Source organism: Exiguobacterium sp. 8H, from assembly GCF_902506255.1.
Taxonomy (GTDB): Bacteria; Bacillota; Bacilli; order Exiguobacteriales; family Exiguobacteriaceae; genus Exiguobacterium; species Exiguobacterium profundum.
The window spans coordinates 1,375,652-1,394,043 of sequence record NZ_LR733429.1; the positions used below are offsets into that span (position 1 = coordinate 1,375,652).

The following is an 18,392-nucleotide window of genomic DNA, read 5'->3' on the forward strand; positions in this document are numbered from 1 at the left end:
TTTTTATATCCGTTCGTCGAATAAATGATTAAACTCCATAAACGCCGCAAAGAAATCCATTGATTTTTTACTTGGGATTTCACGGATTACTTCATTGTTCGCATCGACGATTTGAATATAATAATCATTCAGTTTTTCGTGCTTCATAAATTTCAAGCCGGTACGTTGCTTTTCAAGGACTTGATTCGCCTTCTCGACCGCTGCCTCTAACTTTGTAATGTGTTGAGGCGTCGGAAGAATAACAATACCTTCATCGGCGAGTTGAGTTTGATTGGCCTCAACGAACACATTTTTAGTTTGCTCATACGGTAATACAGAAGAAGGCAAGTGAAGTCTGACTTCAGAAATGGTCGGATTCATAGTCTTCTACTCCCTCACATGTTATGGTCTCATTTCTTATATCGGTCAAAATACTTTTTCCTTAAGTTTCTTCTTCTTTCTCACACATAATAAAGAGGCGACGTAACCGCCGCCTCGACAATCATCTTATTTACTAAATCAAATCCCAACTCATTGGTGTTCCACGCTCGATATCTTTCCTTGCCACTTTACCAAGAATGGAATCGATATGTTTCGGAGCCAATCCATGTCCCGGACGAATTGACCTGACATGTTCAGTCGTGAAGACTTCCCCAGCTTGAATATCTTTCACAACAAATAAAGAACGTGCGAACTCACGATTCTTCACTTTTTTCTCGTTTAATTGATAGTCGACGCGCCCTAGTGCTTGTTCCGCTTCTCGAACAGCATCGACCATCGCTTTAAACTCATGAGGCTCTAAAGAAAAACTAGCGTCTGGGCCACCAATTGATTTATCTAAAATAAAATGTTTTTCAATCACCTTCGCTCCCAATGCAACGGACACAATCGGTGCAGTGATTCCAAGCGTGTGATCCGACAATCCGACTTCGACACCGAAAGTCTCTTTCATATTTTGCATCGTTACGAGATTCGCATCCTCAATTTTTGCTGGATAGGCTGACGTACATTTCAATAATATGATTTGCTCGTTTCCAGCTTTACGACAAACGGATACTGCATCTTCAATTTCTTGAAGCGTAGCAATTCCAGTTGAAATGATGATTGGTTTGTTCTTGGAGGCAACATATTCAATGAGTGGCAGATCAGTGATTTCAAATGAAGCGATTTTGTACGCAGGTACCTGTAAGCTTTCTAATAGATCCACAGCAGTAGGGTCGAAAGGACTTGAAAAACAAACGATATCCAACTCTTTTGCATAGTCCATCAACTCTTTATGCCACTCCCACGGTGTATAGGCCTCTTGGTACAAGTCATAAAGTGTGCGACCATCCCAGATTGTACCTTGTGTTAGTTGAAAGTACTCTTTACGACTATCGATTGTAATCGTGTCAGGTGTATATGTTTGAATTTTAATTGCATCAGCACCTGCTTCTTTCGCTGCTTTCATTGTCTGTTTCGCGATTTCAATACTACTGCCATGGTTAGCAGATAGTTCCGCGATGATAAATACTTGTTTTGAAAGATTCATGAAGAGTCACCCTTATTCCATTATATATATGTATTTGAGTAGTTTATTATCTTCTTCGTGTGCATTCATCTCAAAACCTACTCTTTCGAACGTCTTCTTGGACGCAATATTTTCATTTGAAATATAGGCCGTTATTTCACGAATATCTTTCCACTCTTGTTGAATCATCATAAGGCTTTGCTGAATCAGTGGTTGACTGACTTTTTTCCCTATCAACATTTCCGATAAGCTGATACTAATAACGGCATAATTAGTTATTCGTTCATATCGAATTTGACCTAGCACTTGATTCGAATGATTCGTCACAATAAAAAAAAGATGTTTTTTCGACGACAAAACTTGTTGGTACCAATTTTTATGAGTCTCCCATAATATCGGTTTTTGATTAATTGAATATTTACGAACGTATTCCTGATTTGAAAGCTCAAATATCTGTTGAGAATCCTGAATCGTTGCTTTTCTTAAAAAGAAATTGAAATCCTGACTACGAAGTAAAGAATTCACGATTCGTAGAGGACCGTCTCCATCCAACAACCCCTCGTAATTCATCGTTTGTTCAGTTCGAGTATGCATATGAAGCATATTTTTGAATTCAGTCTGTAAATCTTGACCAAACGTTGAAGATCCCCAGGTCACATTTGAAGAAATTAATTTTCTACTGCGTAACGCAAGCATGTTTCGCTCTTGGTTTTCAGCGATTTTTATTGGAACAAATGGTACTCCCGAGATAATCAATTCATAGATGGTTTGTCCAGCAGCGGTAATCACTAAATCTGAACAACTCATCAATCGTTTCATTTCATGGCTGGGTACATATCGATGCAGAATAATATTAGACACGGACAATAGTTCTCGTTCAAGAATAGGGTCATGCTTATCTCCAATTAAAATATGAAAAGTAATTTCTGGATGATTAAAACAAATGAGATGGACAATGGATTGGATAAGTGAAGGTTGTAACGTACCACCTACAGTAATCAAAACATTGGTTACATCCTGCCGGATAAAAGGACGTACCTCTTCTCGAAACGCGTCTCGTAAAATGATATATTTTGGTCCAGCTAAACTTCCGGAAGGTACATCATTTGTACTTAGAGAAGGATGGACTACAATCCCATCAGGATAATGAATACGATTTGTATCATCTAAAAAGATAGCTGATTTTGAACGTTGAGCGATTACTTGATATAAATCTCTCGTAGCGATGTATGAATCAACGATACAATAAAAATCAGGTTGAACGACTCTATACAAATAATCGATGGTATACCAATTGATGATTGTACAATGACGGTCCCCAACCAAGTTTCTCAAATCTACATCACTTTGAACAATTAACTCAACTTCTATTCCTCTCCGTTTCACTTCATCATATAAAGCAATACACCTTGTCAGATGTCCAAACCCCGTTTTTATTCCACCTTCCGTAAAAATCATGACTTTCATAATGTGTCCCTCTTATCTTATTACTTTTTGTTCAATATGCTTATTAATCTCAATTAATTGAGGATCTTCCTTAAATAGCCGAATAATGTCTTCTAAATAAAAGTCATGCTCTCCCTTATAAAGACGACTATAAATTTCAGAAATCAATTTCAAGTCTTCAGGTGTATCCAACGTCCACCGATGCTGAGAATAGTTTGTTTCATTGTCGTAACAAGATACATTATGTTGATGCTGTTCATAGATTAACGGGGTGACATGTTCCTGCTCATAATCTTTTGTTGCATGATGATAAGCATCGAAGAGGGATTCAAATGAAAACACTTCTACATCTAGACCTCTTGGAAACGTTCGCTCACTTGGCTTGGTTCCTACATTTGTCACAAGATGGTTTGTTGTGTCGCGGTATTGTTGAATCACATGATCGATAATGAAAGGGTCTATCAAAGGACAATCTGAAGTGATTCGAATCACCACTTCAGCTTCGGCTTCCATAGCTGCCTCATAGTATCGACTCAGTACGTTATCTGAACTTCCTCGATACACACGAACACCATATCGCTTTGCTTCCTCCGACAATACATCGTCTTCACTCAAAGTTGTCGTTGCAACGATGATTTCATCAATTAATTTCGCTTGTTTTACTCGAGCAATCACATGGTCAAGCACCGTGCGACCTTGCAGTTTCATCAATACTTTCCCAGGAAGCCTCGTTGAGCCCATCCGTGCTTGAATAATCGCCACCGTTTTCATAGCCATTTTTCACTTCCCATATCGTTTTAACACTTTTTTCACTGCATCGATCACATCGTACACATCTTCCTCAGTCATCGCAGGAAATAGAGGGAGTGTAATGATATCTTCGTATAGCGTTTCTGCGTGTGGACAAATCCCTTTTTCATACCCTAGCTCTTGATAATATGGCATCCAATGAACAGGAATATAGTGGACGTTGACTCCAATGTTTTCATTTAATAAGGCCTCAAACAGTTCTTTCCGTGAACCGTTTAACCGGTTTTGATTTAAGCGAATGATATATAAGTGCCAGCTTGACTCTCCACTTTCATCTTGATGCGGTATCGTAATTTCAGATAACTCGCGAAATGCCTCATTATATAAAGAAACATAGTGTTTTCGTAACTCAATAAATCGTTCAATCTTCTTCAATTGGCTTGTTCCAAGGACAGCTTGAATATCTGTCATTCGATAATTGAAACCCAAAAACTGCATTTCGTAGTACCAAGGACCATGGTGATCAACTAACTGTTCAGCACTTTTTGTAATTCCATGGGTCCGAAATTGTAATAATTTACGATAGTACACTTCATCATTTGTCGTGATGATGCCACCTTCACCCGAAGTAATATGTTTAACAGGATGAAAACTAAACATCGTCATATCACTTAACGCACCGATTCGTTTCCCTTGATAGGTGGCACCTAACGCATGAGCCGCATCTTCAATGACGACTAAGTCATGTTGTTCGGCAATTCGATGAATCTCCCGCATCGCTGCAGGTTGACCTGTAAAGTGGACAGGGATGATGGCTTTTGTGCGTGGAGTGATGGCTTGTTCAATCGCATTCGGGTCTAAGTTATACGTCGTTGGATCAATGTCAGCAAACACAGGTGTTCCTTTTTGATAAAGAACACAATTCGCACTAGCTGCAAATGTCATCGGAGTGGTAATGACTTCATCCCCTTCACCAATTCCTGCTGCAAAACAGGCACCGTGTAGGGCGGCCGTCCCATTAGAAAAGGAGACAGCATAGCGAGCTCCAACATACTGAGCGATTGCTTGTTCAAACTCATCAACAGCAGGACCAGTTGTTAAAAAGTCACCTCGTAACGTATCGACCACAGCTTGAATATCTTCTTCATCGATCCATTGTCTGCCATAAGGCAGAAACGTGTTTCTTACAGGTTGATCAATCAAACTAAACTCCCTCTCATCAAAAAATGATTATGCCGTCTTCCTTATTTCACTAACTCTCTTAATTCATCGACCGATAACCACTGATTGTTTACATTACTGACGTATGTAAACCCTTCTGGTAACGACTTTCCACCATTTGAATACTCTGCACTCCACCAAGGGAACTCAGGTTGAATGACAAAATAATCGTCGTACTCTAACGTGTGTCTCGCATCATCTTCCGTAATCATTGCCTCATGTAATTTTTCACCTGGACGAATCCCCACAATTTTGATGTCGCACTCAGGAGCAATCGCCTCAGCCAAATCAAGAATCGACATACTTGGGATTTTCGGAATAAAAATCTCTCCACCGTTCATACGTGTCAAACTATCGATAACAAACTGGACACCTTGGTCTAATGTGATCCAAAAGCGAGTCATCCGATCATCGGTCACTGGAATGACCGTTGCTCCGTCTTGCTTCAACTTCTTGAAGAATGGTACAACGCTGCCTCGGCTTCCGACGACATTACCGTATCGGACGACAGCAAATCGTGTGTCTTTATCCCCGGCATATGAGTTACCAGCGACAAACAATTTATCTGATGCTAATTTAGTTGCACCATACAAGTTAATCGGACTTGCAGCCTTATCCGTACTTAGTGCGATAACTTTTTTGACACCACGATCAATAGCCGCTTCAATAATATTTTGAGCACCATGAATATTTGTTTTCACGGCCTCGAATGGATTATACTCGCAAGCTCCGACATGCTTGAGCGCCGCAGCATGGATGACAATATCTACTCCATCAAACGCACGATAAAGGCGTTCTTTATCACGAACATCCCCAATAAAAAAACGGACACGGGGATCTGTAAATTCTTGCGCCATTTCATATTGTTTTAACTCATCACGACTAAATACGATGACCTTTTTTACGTTTTGTTTTAATACGGTGGAGATGAATTTCTTCCCAAAAGATCCTGTACCACCCGTGACTAAAATTGTCTGATTTGTAAACATGCTTATATACTTCCTCTCTCATGCACAATGTCTAATAAATATATTATTGGCGCTACTTGTTACTTAATAGTTTCTGCATACGCTTGTTTTATCGTGTGAAGTTGAGTTTGTAGTTCTTGAATCGACTCAAACATTCGCGACAAAATCGAAAGACGTAATGCACTCGTTCGATTGTATCGATTATGGAATTTAATTTTATTTTGAATGATTAATAAATTGACGAGTTGAAGCGGCATGATATGTGTTCGGAAAGATGGCGCTTCAATCATCGCATCCCAATCCCGTAGCATTTTTTCAAACTCATCGATGGTGACAGCTTTTTGATTCATGACGCGACGCAATCGTTTTTCAAGCATTTGCAATCGTTCGCTCACACTATCAAGTAATTGTTGTACATGCTCAATCGGGACATTCAATTCTGATTCTTTGACTTGTTCAAGTTTCTGTTTTTGAATCGGTGTGGTGTGGAGCCTTTCAAGGGATTGATACGAAACTCCCTCAATTCGAGCACCTTTCTCCGCGTAGTTGACTAGTTTTTCTTTTAATCCGAGCTGTGACTTGATTAATGCTTGGTAACTAGTTAAAAAACCAAATAAGATTGGTGTGGTTTTCCCCATCTCACCATTATTCAATGGTACGTCATATAACGTTTTAGTGAACTGACCATCGTTTGAAGAAGCTTGTTTGACCGAAGCACTATAATATTCACCTTCTCGCAATGCTAAATCTTGTCCGATCAACCCAATTGAATCAAAGTCCAAATAGTTCGCAAATGCAACCGCTGCTAACGCCACCGTAGGGTACGTACTGAAAACTGTTTTTGTATAGGGTAGCAAATCTTGTGTAACCTTGGCATCAGCATAAGGTACAAGTAACCCCTTTGCTCGTTGTGGAATCTGATGATTCACTTGTAACGAATAGACAAGTGGGACATCAATTTCAATATCGTTGAAGAAATGAGCGTTAGCTTCACCAGCGTCAATCGATATGACAAAGTCCGGTCGGATTTCATTCTCCAGTAAAACTTTAACTGTCTGACCAATCGCAATGATATAGTAAGCGCACTGAGCCTTTTTAAGATAAGGGATCGCATCTTCTAGTGAAGGACCCCCTGCAATCATCAGCGCATGGCTTCCTTTATATTTATGTTTGAGACCATCGATGTTAAAAAGACGATCTGAATGCCGGTTTAGGTAGCTCGCATTTTGAAACGATTCTTGATACCAGCTCTCCGTGTACACTTTACGTGTCGTTAAATCAATTCGACTTTCGCTCAAATAATTTCGAACCAATTTTAATAATTCAAGTAACGTTTTTGTATCCTCATAAAGAGGATGTTTAATAACTTCCGTTTTCAAACCAATAAACGATTGAAACTTTGATTGCAATAACGTTTTATAATCGTCTTGCGAATCAAGAAAAGACAAGACTGAATCACTTTTAATATTTGACGGTAAGTTGAGGGGATCAATCGTCAAGACATGATATTGTTTTATCAATTCAGCATGAAACAGCCCACTTCCATACCCTAAAAGGATAATAGCTTCCGTGTCATCAGCAATCTCGGCTTGCAACCGCTCAAACTCTAAAAGCGTTTCACTCACAAAATAGTGGCTACTATCGTTCTGCTTTATAAGAGCCATCTCGTTCTCATGATAGCGGAACGGGAAGACGATTTGATTCTGATGTTCTACTTCTATTAATGCTTCATATTCTGTAATTAATAATTGCAAATTATCATAGACAACATTGACATACAGTTGTAAATTCTCTTTCTTTATAGCTTGGAGCTCTGATACATGTTCCACTGTCCGAATTCCATTAGAATGAATATTTTCGCCAAATAGTCGAATGATTCCCACAATCTCATCGAGGACATCCCACTTTTCGTTTTCAACTAAGAGGACAACTTGATTTGAGATGTCCCGAAGCTCTTTTACGATGTTTTGCAGTTGTGACATAAGGCACTCCTTTATGTTTTAAAAGTTCATCTGTATATAGTATACAATTTCAATATATGAATATCGATAGACTGACAAATTTATTTAAAAAAAGGGAAACAGACTTTATGTCTGTTTCCCTTTTTATATGGTTTTAATTGAATCTTAACGTAACAACTGAAGTACAGCTTGTGGCTGTTGGTTCGCTTGAGCAAGCATTGCTTGTGCAGCTTGGTTCAAGATGTTGTTTTTCGTGAAGTTCATCATTTCTTTCGCCATATCTACGTCACGGACACGTGATTCAGCAGCTTGAAGGTTTTCAGCTCCAACGTTCAAGTTGTTGATTGTGTGCTCAAGACGGTTTTGTGTTGCCCCAAGTTTCGCACGCTCAGATGATACAGTTTCAATCGCAGTGTTGATTACTGAGATAGCGCTGTTTGCACCTGTTTGTGATTCGATATCGATTGTATCAACAGAAAGACCAGTAGAAGTCATGTTTCCGATTGTCAACTCAATGTTTTGACCTGAGTTTGCACCGATGTGGAATTTGAGACCAGATCCCACAGCTGAGAAACCGCCATCCATCAATGTTTTCGTGTTGAACTCTGTGTTTTCAGCGATACGTGTGATTTCACTAACGAGCTCATCAACTTCTTTTTGAAGCTCTTGACGGTCAGTTGTTGTGTTCGTATCGTTTGACGATTGAACAGCGAGTTCACGCATACGTTGAAGGATAGAGTGTGTTTCGTTCAATGCACCTTCAGCTGTTTGGATGAGTGAGATTCCGTCTTGTGCGTTACGTGACGCTTGATCAAGACCGCGAATTTGTCCACGCATTTTTTCAGAGATTGCAAGACCAGCAGCGTCATCGCCAGCACGGTTGATGCGAAGACCTGAAGAAAGTTTCTCCATTGCCTTCCCAGAGTTAGTTGTGTTGAACGCCATGTTGCGGTGTGCGTTCATTGCGTTAAGGTTGTGGTTGATAATCATTGTAATTTCCCTCCATAGGTTTGAGTTTTTCCGCTCTTCCAAATCCGTTTGTCCGAGCATGTAAGGTTTAGGCCGGCCCCTCACCTTACATTTGTTGGAACGTTTTATCGTTTCCATACTCTATATCGGAGTGAAGGCTCGGCAGTTTAGTCTTTTTACAACTTTTTTTATGATTTCTTCAAATTTTATATTTATGTAATGAAAAACGCCCCATCATTGGGACGTTTTCAACCTTCTTACACTTCTACTTTCATCTGTTCCGTCTCATTCTGCAAACTCTCTGCGACGCGAACGAGCTCTGACATCGCCCCGTTCACCTCACCAAGACTAGCCGCTTGCTGGCTCGCCGCTGATGTCACTTCATTCGCATAACGCGATGCTTCTTCGACCATGCCAACGATGCCTGCCGAGTTTGTCACAACCGAATCGATCTGACCACGTGACTCATCAAGGAGTGAATCGACCGAATGGACATGACTGTATACTTCATTTGCGGAATTGTGAATCGATGCGAACGCACCACCTGCTTTTTCAACTAAACCGACACCTGTCTCCACTTCTGCTTTGACGTTCGCCATTGAAGACGATGTATCCCCAACGAGACGCTTCACGTCTACGATGAGATCCGTGATTTCTTGAGTCGAGTTCGCCGTTTGTTCTGCGAGCTTTTTCACTTCTGCCGCTACGACGGCGAATCCACGCCCATGCTCACCGGCACGTGCCGCTTCAATCGATGCGTTCAAGGCAAGCAAGTTCGTCTGTGCCGAAATGTCACTGATGACATCCGTGATCCGTGAGATCTCGCCTGTCATTTCCGTCAACTGGCTGTTGAGCGTCGATGACTGTTCGACTTTCCCGGCAATCGCATGCATCGCATGAACTGAAGACGAGGCAAGACCTTTCCCGCTCTCCGCTTCCTGTTGCATCTCGCTCGCCGAATCAAGCGCCGATGACATCTCTTGACGGATGCTCTCCATCGTACGCGCGACCGCTCCGAGCAAGTCCATCGAGTTATACGTCGCACTGACGTTGTCTTCTAACATCTTGTTGAGGGAATCCATCGCAGAACGGATACTTTCGCCCGCCACGTTCCCTTCTTGAACTGAAGCTGCGATTTCCTGTGCCGAACCTGTCAATTGGTCCGCCGTGTAACGCATGTTCGTGCCTTGTTCCCGAAGGTGTTCGACCATGTTGTCCATCGATAAGAGCAAACGTCCCATCTCTGAACGATCCGTCGTCTTCTCGTCAGCGAAGTGCACCGTCAAATCACCATTTCCAACTTCAACAGCTTTTTCAGAAGCCATCTCGACCGCTTTCAGTGGACGACGGGCAATCAAGTAAATAACGATTCCGCCGAGTGATGAGATGAGTAATGCCACGACCGTACCGACGAGCATGACTTGACCTTGTTCCATCTCGAGTTCCGTCAAGAGTAATAGGGTGATGTAGCCGACCGCTCCGCCCGTGATAAAGGACGTGACCAAAATCCACGCGAGCAATTGCGTCGTAAAGTTTTTAAATACTTTCACTGTTTGTTCCTCCTCATTGTGTTCATCACTCCTTATATCGTCCAATTTCCAATGAATGTATAGCGTTTTCAGTTGAACGTTTGGTCAATGAAAAAACGTACCCCCGTCAAGGAGTACGTTTCGTTAGAATGCTTCATCATCACGTTCGACGTGCACCACACGACGTGGTGTCGTCGCCGCGTCAATCGCGAGCGTGATGGCAGCCGCCCAGTGCAGCATCATCCCGACAAATGGAATGAAGCCGAGCACCGAGGCCGCAATTCCGACCGCCGCACCGTAAGAGAAGCGACTCAATCGACTGAACGAAAGAATCAATACGATCACGTGGTAGACGAACATGAAACCGAGGGGCGAATAGCCCATTCCGATGATGAAGAGACCGCCAAGAAGCGGAATCCCGAGGAAGGCTTCAAACGCCGCGCCGAGCCATTTCAGATTTTTCACCATGTGGTTCACCTCACACTTCAATCATATAAAACTCATAGCCACCATTCTCCGCAAAACCGGCACGTTTGTAAATCTCGAGCGCCGCCTTGTTTTCCGTCTCGACATCGAGCTCGACTTTCGTCCGGCCCATGCGGAACAGTTGTTGGACCATCTGTTTCAACATTTTCGTACCGTAGCCTTTGCCTTGTTCGCCTGCTTTGACCCCGAACGCATGGATGCTTGCCGCGTCGTCCCCTGTAAGAAGGGCGCGAATCACACCGATCGGTTTGCCGTCCACTTCACCGATATACGTCACGCGGTCTGGCGTATCGATTTGTTGATAGATGTTTTCCGTCACATCGACCGGATCTCCGAACGCCTCGCTGAGCGTCGCGATGATGAGCGGACGGTCGTCTGCTGTCGCCTCACGTAGCGATACCTCGTCCGGCTTCAAGAAGAGTTCCGCTTTTTTCAAGACGAGATTGTATTCCGAGAACTGATACGCCGCCTGAAGATGCTCGAGCACCGCTTTCCCGGATGCCGAGTTTCGGTCGATGACGAACGTGAATGCTTCGCAACCGTTCAACTTCGCGTCTTGTTTTGCCGTTTCGAGTAGTGCCGTGAAGACACCTTGTTTCCGGTATTCAGGATGAACGAGCGCATTCACTTCATACTCGTTCGGAAGATACGGGAAAAGCATGAGATAACCAACGAGCGTCTCCCCGTCATATACCGCATAGTCGTTCTGCCCGACCGACTCATGCCCAACCTTTACGTCGATCTTGTCGTTCGCGTTGACCGCCTGTTCTAACGCTTTGACGTCATCTGCCTGTCTTACTTCTTCTACTGTCCAATTCATTCATATCACCTCATTTGTATTGTAGCACAAAGGAAAAAGCCCGCCGTAGCGAGCAGACATTCAATGATTTCTTTCATTCTGAAAAAGATAAGTCAATTCTCGCATCATGACTGAGATGACGATGACAACAGCCAAGGTGAAAAAGCTTTCTTGTTTCGGTAAATCAAATATATACATCGCGACGATAAACAAAAGGATTACAATCAATCCCTCCGAATAATCTCGTCTTCGGCTTGGTAATGTCTTTCGCACACGTCCCCCACCTCTCTGAAAAAGACTGCAAACGATTCAGCCGTCTGCAGTCTCTCCATGTTATAACGTTCGGAACTCTAACTCAGGAAGTGTCTCGATCAACTCGGCAATCTCGTCCGTATGCGCCTCCGCACCTGGGACGGCCTCTGTCGGTTCGACCCAGAAGAACGTCTTGTCGTTCGTCCCGAGGTAGTTGCCGTAGCCGATTTCTGTCGCGAACGCCTCTTGAGTCAATTCGCGGTCGATCAAGTCTAGGTGGAACAAGAGTTGGTCGTCCCCGTTCTCAACGTTATAGTATAAATCGAACGTACCGTAGCTCTTCGTGTCCCCGATGTCGACGACGTCCTGCGCCTTCTCGATATAGACATCACCTCGCTCAATCGCCTCGACAATCTTCGACGGCAAGATGATCTCATAGCCGAGCTCACGGTCACGAATCGTCTGCGTCGTATCCTCTGTCCGTCCCCGGGACGAGACGACACCGACTGTCGCCACCAATGCACCTGTCACACCGAGCGCGAGCGCCCATTTCATCGATTTGTTCACAAGAACCACTCCTCACTTGTTAATGTCTTCACTTGATTATCCCACAAGTTAACGACTTTTCATTAAATATTCTGAAAAAATGTTTCCCCTTACATTGACGAGTGTCCGTCAATCCCATACGATGGTAGTAACGTACTATAGAAAAGAGGAACTGACATGTCTAACGAAACTACTTTGACACGCGCTCAGCTCGACGCGCTCTTGAAAAACGTCTTCGCCCTTCAAATCCCGGTCATCGAGAAATTCATGACGGATTTGTTTAAACAATATGTCTCCACGGCATCTACGTTCAAACAGGACATGGACACGATGAAAGCAACGGACTGGCACAAGCATTTCTTCGGTCAAAAAGTGATGCCGCACCTCTTCATCGAGAACCTTGGCTTCGGTGCATCGTTCCGTCACCAAGGTCAAGAAAAAGTCGTCAGCATTCCTGAGAACATGACAGTCGTCAAACCGGACTCAGACGCGCAAATCAAAGAGATTTTAGAGAATCTCGATCAGACGCTCGCATCAATGGACGGCGTCAAAAACAAAGGACTCGTCAAGAAGTTCTATAAAGAAACGCTCGAACTGATCTGCCAACTCGGTAGTCGTACCGGTATGATGGATGATTTCTATGACAAAGTCAAAGGCAGTTTGACAACAAGTTAATGACCATCCCCTCGCTCAAAAGACTGAGGGGATTTTTTTATGCCTCTTGTCGGACCACGGTCGGAAGCTCCATAAACTGACTCCGACTGTGGAAGACGACCCCGACCATGACGAGCGCGATCCCGGACAAAGCGATTGGCGATGGCATGACGGCATGCAGGAAGATGAGTTCCCCGATGAGCGCGAACAGGACTTCGAGCGCTTGCGTCGCTTCGACGGACGCCAGTCTTCCCATGTCATGTTTGACGAGATCGGTCGCCATGAAGAATAGCACGGTCGCGACAACCCCGGATAACAGGGCGACGAGGAACGTCTGCCCGAGCTGACTCGATGAGGGACGCCCCGTCGTCAACCCGTAACCGAACAACAGGAGCCAGACCGGGAGTGACCCGAGACACATTCCGAGGATTCGCTCGAACACGTCGAGGTCCGTATGTTGCATCATCTTCCGGTTCCCGAGCGGATAGGCGAACGCGGCGATGATGACCGGCACGACCCCAAGCCAAATGAACCGAGGTTCGAACGACTCGAAAAACTCCACTTGCATCATTACGACCCCAATGAGAATCAAGACCGAGAAGCGAAGTCCGCGCCATGGGATTTTCTCCCGTGTTCCGTCTACCTTCTTGAAGAGTGGGGACAACAGTGCCCCGGCGACAATCGTCACTTGCCATGTGCCCGCAATCAGCCACGGGGGTGCGACCTCGGCTGCGAGACAAATCGGGACGTAAAACAGTCCGAATCCGACCGTCCCCCAAACAATCCATTGACGAGGACTTTCTTTCAATGCTGAGAGGACTCGCTTGAGTCCACCACGAAACGCGACTACAACTAGCAATAACGGAATCATCCACAAAAAGCGGAGCGAGGCACTATAGGCAAAGCTGCCACCTCCGACTTGCATCACTTCGTTCAACACAAACGTACTCGCAAAAAACAAGGCGGCGAAGACACCGAGTATGAGTGGACGCATAAGTTCCCTCCTTTCCGAATCCTGTCATGTTCTCGACATCTTGTGATTTCTCCTGCAAAAAACGGACAGCGCTTCGCCATCCGTTTCGTTATTCCTCCTCGGTCATGTCCGGAGTTCGAGCGCGGCGATCCGCTCCATTCGCTCGAGGATCGGCTTCGCCTGATCGATATATGCCCTCACTTCAACAAGCGACAACGACGCCGCATGCGCCTCCTCATTTCGCCATACTTCATAGACGAATACGGTATCCGCCTCATCGAGCGACACGTGGACCCGATACGATTCACAATCCGATGTCGCCTCCATCTCCCGCGCCGCTTCCGACAAAATTGCTACGAGTCTATCGCGTTGCCCCGCTTTCGTGACAAGCTTTCCAATCAGTGCGTACATTTCCAATCCTCCCCTTTCTTTTGCATCGACTTCTTCCACTTACCATATGCGATTTCCTGCTTGGTCGGTTCACACGTGTAGAGGTTAAAAAAACGGACGACCCTTGGCCATCCGTTAATGAATATCGCGTTTTTGGAAATTCCCGCCTTTGACCTCTGTCACCTCATAAACGACGACGAACGCTTTCGGGTCGACATCATCGATGATGTCTTTGATCTTTCGTTCTTCGAGCCGGTTGATGACACACGTGATTTCGTAATAGCTTTCTTTGGAATATGCTCCTTGGATTTGATTCAACGTGGCGCTCCGTCCGAGACGGTCCCGAATCGTCTCGACCATCTCCTGCGGTTCACTCGTGATGATTTTGAACGTTTTTGCCCCGCTCAATCCCTCTTCAACGATATGAATCACTTTCGAGGCGATGAAGTAGGCGATGGCGGACAAGACCGCTCCTTGAAGACCGAACACCGTCGAGACGACGATAAAGACGAACGTATTCAAAAACAGAATCAAATCACTCGTTCCGAACGGCAATTTCCGTGATAACAGGACCGCCAACATATCGATACCGTCAAGCGCTCCCCCGTTGCGAAGCGAAATCCCCATCCCGAATCCGAGGATGATCCCACCGACCACCGTGATGAGGAGCGCATCCCCTTCGATGATAGTCGGAACATGGTGCATAATGACCGTACCGACAGACAAAGATGCAATCCCGGTGACTGAAAGGATGGCGAAGCTCTTCCCGATTTGTTTATAACCCAGATAGACAAACGGAATATTTAACACCCCGATGAAAATACCGAGCGGCAGTCCCGTCAGTTGTGACCCGACAATACTGATCCCAGTGACGCCCCCGTCCGAAACGTTATTCGGAATGAGGACCGATTCCAATCCATACGCCGCGATGAGTCCCCCGATGATGTTCATCATCATTTGAAACGCCATCAACCACGTTTTGTTTTCTCGTTTCATCCTATAGACCTCCATCCATTGTTCAACAACCTTCTTAGCCTAACATAAAATAATACTAAGATAATTTATCAAGAATCCTCCATCAATTCTGAATATTCATGTCAGATTCTCTGTCGTAAATGATTGTCGGTTCGTATCATTTGTTATACTTAAGAAAATGGAAAGGGGGCACCATGTATGCAGCGTACACCTATGCCTTCCCCGACACCGGAGGAAGTGCAGCGCTTAAGGCGGGAACATAATCCGATCAAGGCTTCTGAACTGTTTGTAAAAGTCGTCCTTTTGCTGCTCGGCTCCCTCGTCTTTGCAGTCGGCTTGGAGGCGTTCCTCGTACCGAATCAAATCATCGACGGTGGTATCGTAGGCGTCTCGATTATCGTGTCGTACTTGACGGAAACGAAGCTCGCGATTTGGCTCGTCCTCTTCAACTTACCGTTCATCTACTTCGGGTATCGGCAAATCGGAAAGACGTTCGCCGTCGTCACGTTGACGGCCATCCTTCTCATGTCAGCCTTCACCATCGTCCTTCACGACATCAAGCCGTTCACAGACGACCTCCTCTTGTCGACCGTCTTCGGCGGTTTCTTACTCGGTGCCGGAATCGGGCTCGTCATCCGGGCGGGAGGATCACTCGATGGAACGGAAATTCTTGCCGTTTCCTTCACGAACCGATTACCATTCTCCGTCGGAGAGATTGTCATGTTTTTCAATATCTTTATCCTCGGGACGGCCGGATTCGTCTTCAGTTGGGACCGGGCCATGTATTCGCTCCTCACCTATTTCATCGCATTCAAGACGATCGATGTTGTCCTAGAAGGAATTGACCAGTCGAAAGCGGCCTGGATCATCACGTCCGCACCAGACGATATCGGGCAAGCCATCATGGACCGGCTCGGTCGAGGTGTGACGTATCTTCATGGAGAAGGCGCCTACACAGGTGACGGGAAGAAAGTCGTCTTCACGGTCATCAGTCGATTAGAAGAAACGAAATTAAAAGACATTCTCGATGACTATGATGAAAAAGCGTTCCTCGCCATTGGCAACATTCACGACGTCCGCGGCGGACAATTAAAGAAGAAAAACATTCACTAAACGTGAAATCCCCTATAACCGCTGGACCATCATCGCCAACGGTTATAGGGGATTTTTACGCAAATTTGACCTGATTCCGACCATTTCGCTTTGCTTCATATAATGCTTCATCTGCTCTTTCGAACACGACCATGCTCGGCTCATGCCCTGCAATCGCTGCACCGATTGAAATAGTCATCGGAATGATTTCACCTTGAAATTCGAATGGTGTTCGCTGTACCATCTGCACGATGTTTTCTGCCACCTTCGCCATGCCTTCACTACCTTCAATGACAAGCAAAAATTCTTCGCCACCGTATCGCCCGACAAATCCAGAAGGCGGACAGCTTCGTTCCAACGTTTGTCCGATATGACGAAGCGCTGCGTCTCCCGCCAAGTGCCCATATGTATCGTTCAACTGTTTAAAATGATCGACGTCGATGACGAGTAACGTCCACGGTTTACCGGACATTTCCAAATCATTCATCTGTTCGAGCGTCCTGTAACGGTTCGGGAGTCCCGTCAACTCATCAATGGTCGCCCGGTGCGTATGTAGGAGAAACATCCATAGATGTGTCTCGAGTTTCTTTGCGGCCCAATAGCAGAGCCACGCCCCAAAAGATAACATGAGAAAATAAGGAACAAATACATTTATAAAGACCGTCTCATTCACACTGCCGCTCACTTGAATCAAGACGAGGAGCGCACCAAACCCGATGTAGATGGCATACCCTCTTCCTCGACGAATCGGTAGGCGTGTCATGACAAGAGAAAATAAAAAGAAGACAAGTAACAACAGTAACGAGTCTACGAACGGAGCACTCATTCCGTGCAGCGTCGTGCGTCCGATGAAAATCAGGCCGAGCGTGACGATAGCGCCGAACGGTCCAGCGAACGTTGCGGATAAGGCAATCGGGATGAGACGAAGGTCGATTCGTGCATCCCCTAATTCGATGGAGTTGATGGTTAAGAGAATTGCCGTCAATCCGTTAGAGACTCCAAACCAAAAGCGTACAAATAACGGGGAAGTCGGCTGAATCGGTAAAACCGTCCGCATCACATAGAATGTGAGTGACATGAATAAAAAGATAAGACTGATGTTGATAAAAAAACTATTAATACCTGTTTCCACCGATTCCCCTCCTTCCTTTCACGTTTCCATCCTATCCCAACCCATCGAGCGCTGTCATCCATCAATTACCGGATTCATGAAAAAAGTCGAAAGCTCACGCTTCCGACTGCTTTTGAATCATCTGCTTCATCAAGTTAGCACTGTTTCGTGCCGACTCGTTCTCTTCCTGCATTTGAATGTACACCTCATGGCGATGGATATCGATATGACGCGGGGCATCAATCCCGAGCTTCACTTGGTCGCCTTCAATGGCGAGTACCGTGAGCGTCACATCGTCGCCGATATGGATGGCCTCACCTTGTTTTCGTTTCAATACGAGCATCAGCGCACCTCCGCTTTCGTGCCACCGAGTGGATAACGAGCTGGATACGCATCGTCTAGGATGACTTGTTTCCCGCGACGTTCCTTCGTCTCGATGACGATCGGTGCTTTCAAGTTGAGCGTCGATGAATCAAAAGGTTCACGAAGCGTCACAATAGAATAGACCGATACGTGTTCCGCCTCCTCGATTCCAAGTTGGTCTTTCGCGCCATCCGACAATTCAAACGCATAGTCCGACTTATGCCAAAACGGATTCGTCACGACGAACGCGCATGCCTGTTCCTCAATCGACTGAAGCGACCAGAACGGTAACTCTTCCCCATACGGGATCAACACGAACGTTTTTGAGTCCGGGAATCCTGGAATCTCACTGACGAAGGTGATCGTCTCCGCTTCGTTTATTTCAATCTTGCCAAAGTAGTCTGTTTCAATGAACATG

At 45.1% G+C, this 18,392-nt stretch carries 21 protein-coding genes; 2 read left to right on the forward strand and 19 right to left on the reverse strand.

The annotated features are described in order from the left end of the window. Positions 1-3: 3 nt before the first annotated feature. The 13 genes from GVY43_RS06990 to GVY43_RS07050 form a co-directional block, all read right to left on the reverse strand. Positions 4-360, reverse strand: coding sequence for a flagellar protein FlaG (locus GVY43_RS06990; RefSeq protein ID WP_159562655.1), 357 nt, complete (start codon positions 358-360; stop codon positions 4-6). Positions 361-493: 133 nt separating this feature from the next. Further along, complete coding sequence (gene pseI, locus GVY43_RS06995) at positions 494-1,510, reverse strand: pseudaminic acid synthase (RefSeq protein ID WP_159562656.1); 1,017 nt, start codon at positions 1,508-1,510, stop codon at positions 494-496. A gap of 12 nt (positions 1,511-1,522) precedes the next feature. Further along, complete coding sequence (locus GVY43_RS07000; RefSeq protein WP_159562657.1) at positions 1,523-2,956, reverse strand: bifunctional UDP-2,4-diacetamido-2,4,6-trideoxy-beta-L-altropyranose hydrolase/GNAT family N-acetyltransferase; 1,434 nt, start codon at positions 2,954-2,956, stop codon at positions 1,523-1,525. A gap of 12 nt (positions 2,957-2,968) precedes the next feature. Next, a complete protein-coding gene (locus GVY43_RS07005) occupies positions 2,969-3,712 on the reverse strand; it encodes a cytidylyltransferase domain-containing protein (protein WP_236548935.1) in 744 nt (247 codons plus the stop codon). A gap of 3 nt (positions 3,713-3,715) precedes the next feature. Beyond that, entirely contained in the window at positions 3,716-4,888 is a 1,173-nt protein-coding gene (pseC, locus tag GVY43_RS07010; protein ID WP_159562658.1) for a UDP-4-amino-4,6-dideoxy-N-acetyl-beta-L-altrosamine transaminase, read from the reverse strand. A gap of 41 nt (positions 4,889-4,929) precedes the next feature. Next, positions 4,930-5,895 carry a UDP-N-acetylglucosamine 4,6-dehydratase (inverting) gene (gene pseB / locus GVY43_RS07015; RefSeq protein ID WP_159562659.1) on the reverse strand — a complete coding sequence of 322 codons (966 nt, stop codon included), beginning with the start codon at positions 5,893-5,895 and terminating at the stop codon, positions 4,930-4,932. A gap of 59 nt (positions 5,896-5,954) precedes the next feature. Further along, on the reverse strand, positions 5,955-7,856 hold the full coding sequence (locus tag GVY43_RS07020) for a motility associated factor glycosyltransferase family protein (protein WP_159562660.1): 1,902 nt from the start codon (positions 7,854-7,856) through the stop codon (positions 5,955-5,957). Positions 7,857-8,000: 144 nt separating this feature from the next. Then, on the reverse strand, positions 8,001-8,825 hold the full coding sequence (locus GVY43_RS07025; protein ID WP_159562661.1) for a flagellin: 825 nt from the start codon (positions 8,823-8,825) through the stop codon (positions 8,001-8,003). A gap of 236 nt (positions 8,826-9,061) precedes the next feature. Next, the gene (locus tag GVY43_RS07030; protein WP_159562662.1) at positions 9,062-10,354 is read right to left on the reverse strand and encodes a methyl-accepting chemotaxis protein; all 1,293 of its coding nucleotides are present in this window, start codon (positions 10,352-10,354) and stop codon (positions 9,062-9,064) included. 123 nt (positions 10,355-10,477) lie between these two features. After that, complete coding sequence (locus GVY43_RS07035; RefSeq protein ID WP_201302247.1) at positions 10,478-10,801, reverse strand: hypothetical protein; 324 nt, start codon at positions 10,799-10,801, stop codon at positions 10,478-10,480. Positions 10,802-10,811: 10 nt separating this feature from the next. Beyond that, the gene (locus tag GVY43_RS07040; RefSeq protein ID WP_159562664.1) at positions 10,812-11,639 is read right to left on the reverse strand and encodes a GNAT family N-acetyltransferase; all 828 of its coding nucleotides are present in this window, start codon (positions 11,637-11,639) and stop codon (positions 10,812-10,814) included. A 60-nt stretch (positions 11,640-11,699) separates the two neighbouring features. Beyond that, positions 11,700-11,891 carry a hypothetical protein gene (locus tag GVY43_RS07045; protein ID WP_078147341.1) on the reverse strand — a complete coding sequence of 64 codons (192 nt, stop codon included), beginning with the start codon at positions 11,889-11,891 and terminating at the stop codon, positions 11,700-11,702. A 60-nt stretch (positions 11,892-11,951) separates the two neighbouring features. After that, positions 11,952-12,437, reverse strand: a complete 486-nt coding sequence (locus GVY43_RS07050) for a hypothetical protein (protein ID WP_159562665.1) — start codon at positions 12,435-12,437, stop codon at positions 11,952-11,954. A gap of 156 nt (positions 12,438-12,593) precedes the next feature. Between GVY43_RS07050 and GVY43_RS07055 the strand changes: the two genes are divergently transcribed. Then, a complete protein-coding gene (locus GVY43_RS07055; RefSeq protein WP_031422805.1) occupies positions 12,594-13,091 on the forward strand; it encodes a hypothetical protein in 498 nt (165 codons plus the stop codon). A 37-nt stretch (positions 13,092-13,128) separates the two neighbouring features. On the opposite strand, the gene GVY43_RS07060 is transcribed toward GVY43_RS07055, so the two are convergent. The 3 genes from GVY43_RS07060 to GVY43_RS07070 all read right to left on the reverse strand — a co-directional run bounded on the left by GVY43_RS07060 (position 13,129) and on the right by GVY43_RS07070 (position 15,429). After that, the gene (locus GVY43_RS07060; RefSeq protein WP_159562666.1) at positions 13,129-14,064 is read right to left on the reverse strand and encodes a multidrug resistance efflux transporter family protein; all 936 of its coding nucleotides are present in this window, start codon (positions 14,062-14,064) and stop codon (positions 13,129-13,131) included. 102 nt (positions 14,065-14,166) lie between these two features. After that, a complete protein-coding gene (locus GVY43_RS07065) occupies positions 14,167-14,454 on the reverse strand; it encodes a putative quinol monooxygenase (RefSeq protein WP_074036210.1) in 288 nt (95 codons plus the stop codon). Positions 14,455-14,568: 114 nt separating this feature from the next. Beyond that, positions 14,569-15,429 carry a YitT family protein gene (locus tag GVY43_RS07070; RefSeq protein WP_159562667.1) on the reverse strand — a complete coding sequence of 287 codons (861 nt, stop codon included), beginning with the start codon at positions 15,427-15,429 and terminating at the stop codon, positions 14,569-14,571. A 177-nt stretch (positions 15,430-15,606) separates the two neighbouring features. Between GVY43_RS07070 and GVY43_RS07075 the strand changes: the two genes are divergently transcribed. Next, positions 15,607-16,521 (forward strand): YitT family protein, encoded by a 915-nt coding sequence (locus tag GVY43_RS07075; RefSeq protein ID WP_084543049.1) that lies wholly within the window; start codon positions 15,607-15,609, stop codon positions 16,519-16,521. Between the two features lie 55 nt (positions 16,522-16,576). Here GVY43_RS07075 and GVY43_RS07080 read toward each other — a convergent pair whose 3' ends face one another. The 3 genes from GVY43_RS07080 to fliW all read right to left on the reverse strand — a co-directional run bounded on the left by GVY43_RS07080 (position 16,577) and on the right by fliW (position 18,391). Continuing rightward, positions 16,577-17,632 carry a GGDEF domain-containing protein gene (locus GVY43_RS07080; protein ID WP_159562668.1) on the reverse strand — a complete coding sequence of 352 codons (1,056 nt, stop codon included), beginning with the start codon at positions 17,630-17,632 and terminating at the stop codon, positions 16,577-16,579. Positions 17,633-17,726: 94 nt separating this feature from the next. Continuing rightward, complete coding sequence (gene csrA, locus GVY43_RS07085; RefSeq protein ID WP_012726976.1) at positions 17,727-17,954, reverse strand: carbon storage regulator CsrA; 228 nt, start codon at positions 17,952-17,954, stop codon at positions 17,727-17,729. Beyond that, the gene (gene fliW, locus GVY43_RS07090; protein ID WP_159562669.1) at positions 17,954-18,391 is read right to left on the reverse strand and encodes a flagellar assembly protein FliW; all 438 of its coding nucleotides are present in this window, start codon (positions 18,389-18,391) and stop codon (positions 17,954-17,956) included. The genes csrA and fliW overlap by 1 nt, the downstream gene beginning before the upstream one ends. Between the last annotated feature and the right edge of the window lies 1 nt (position 18,392).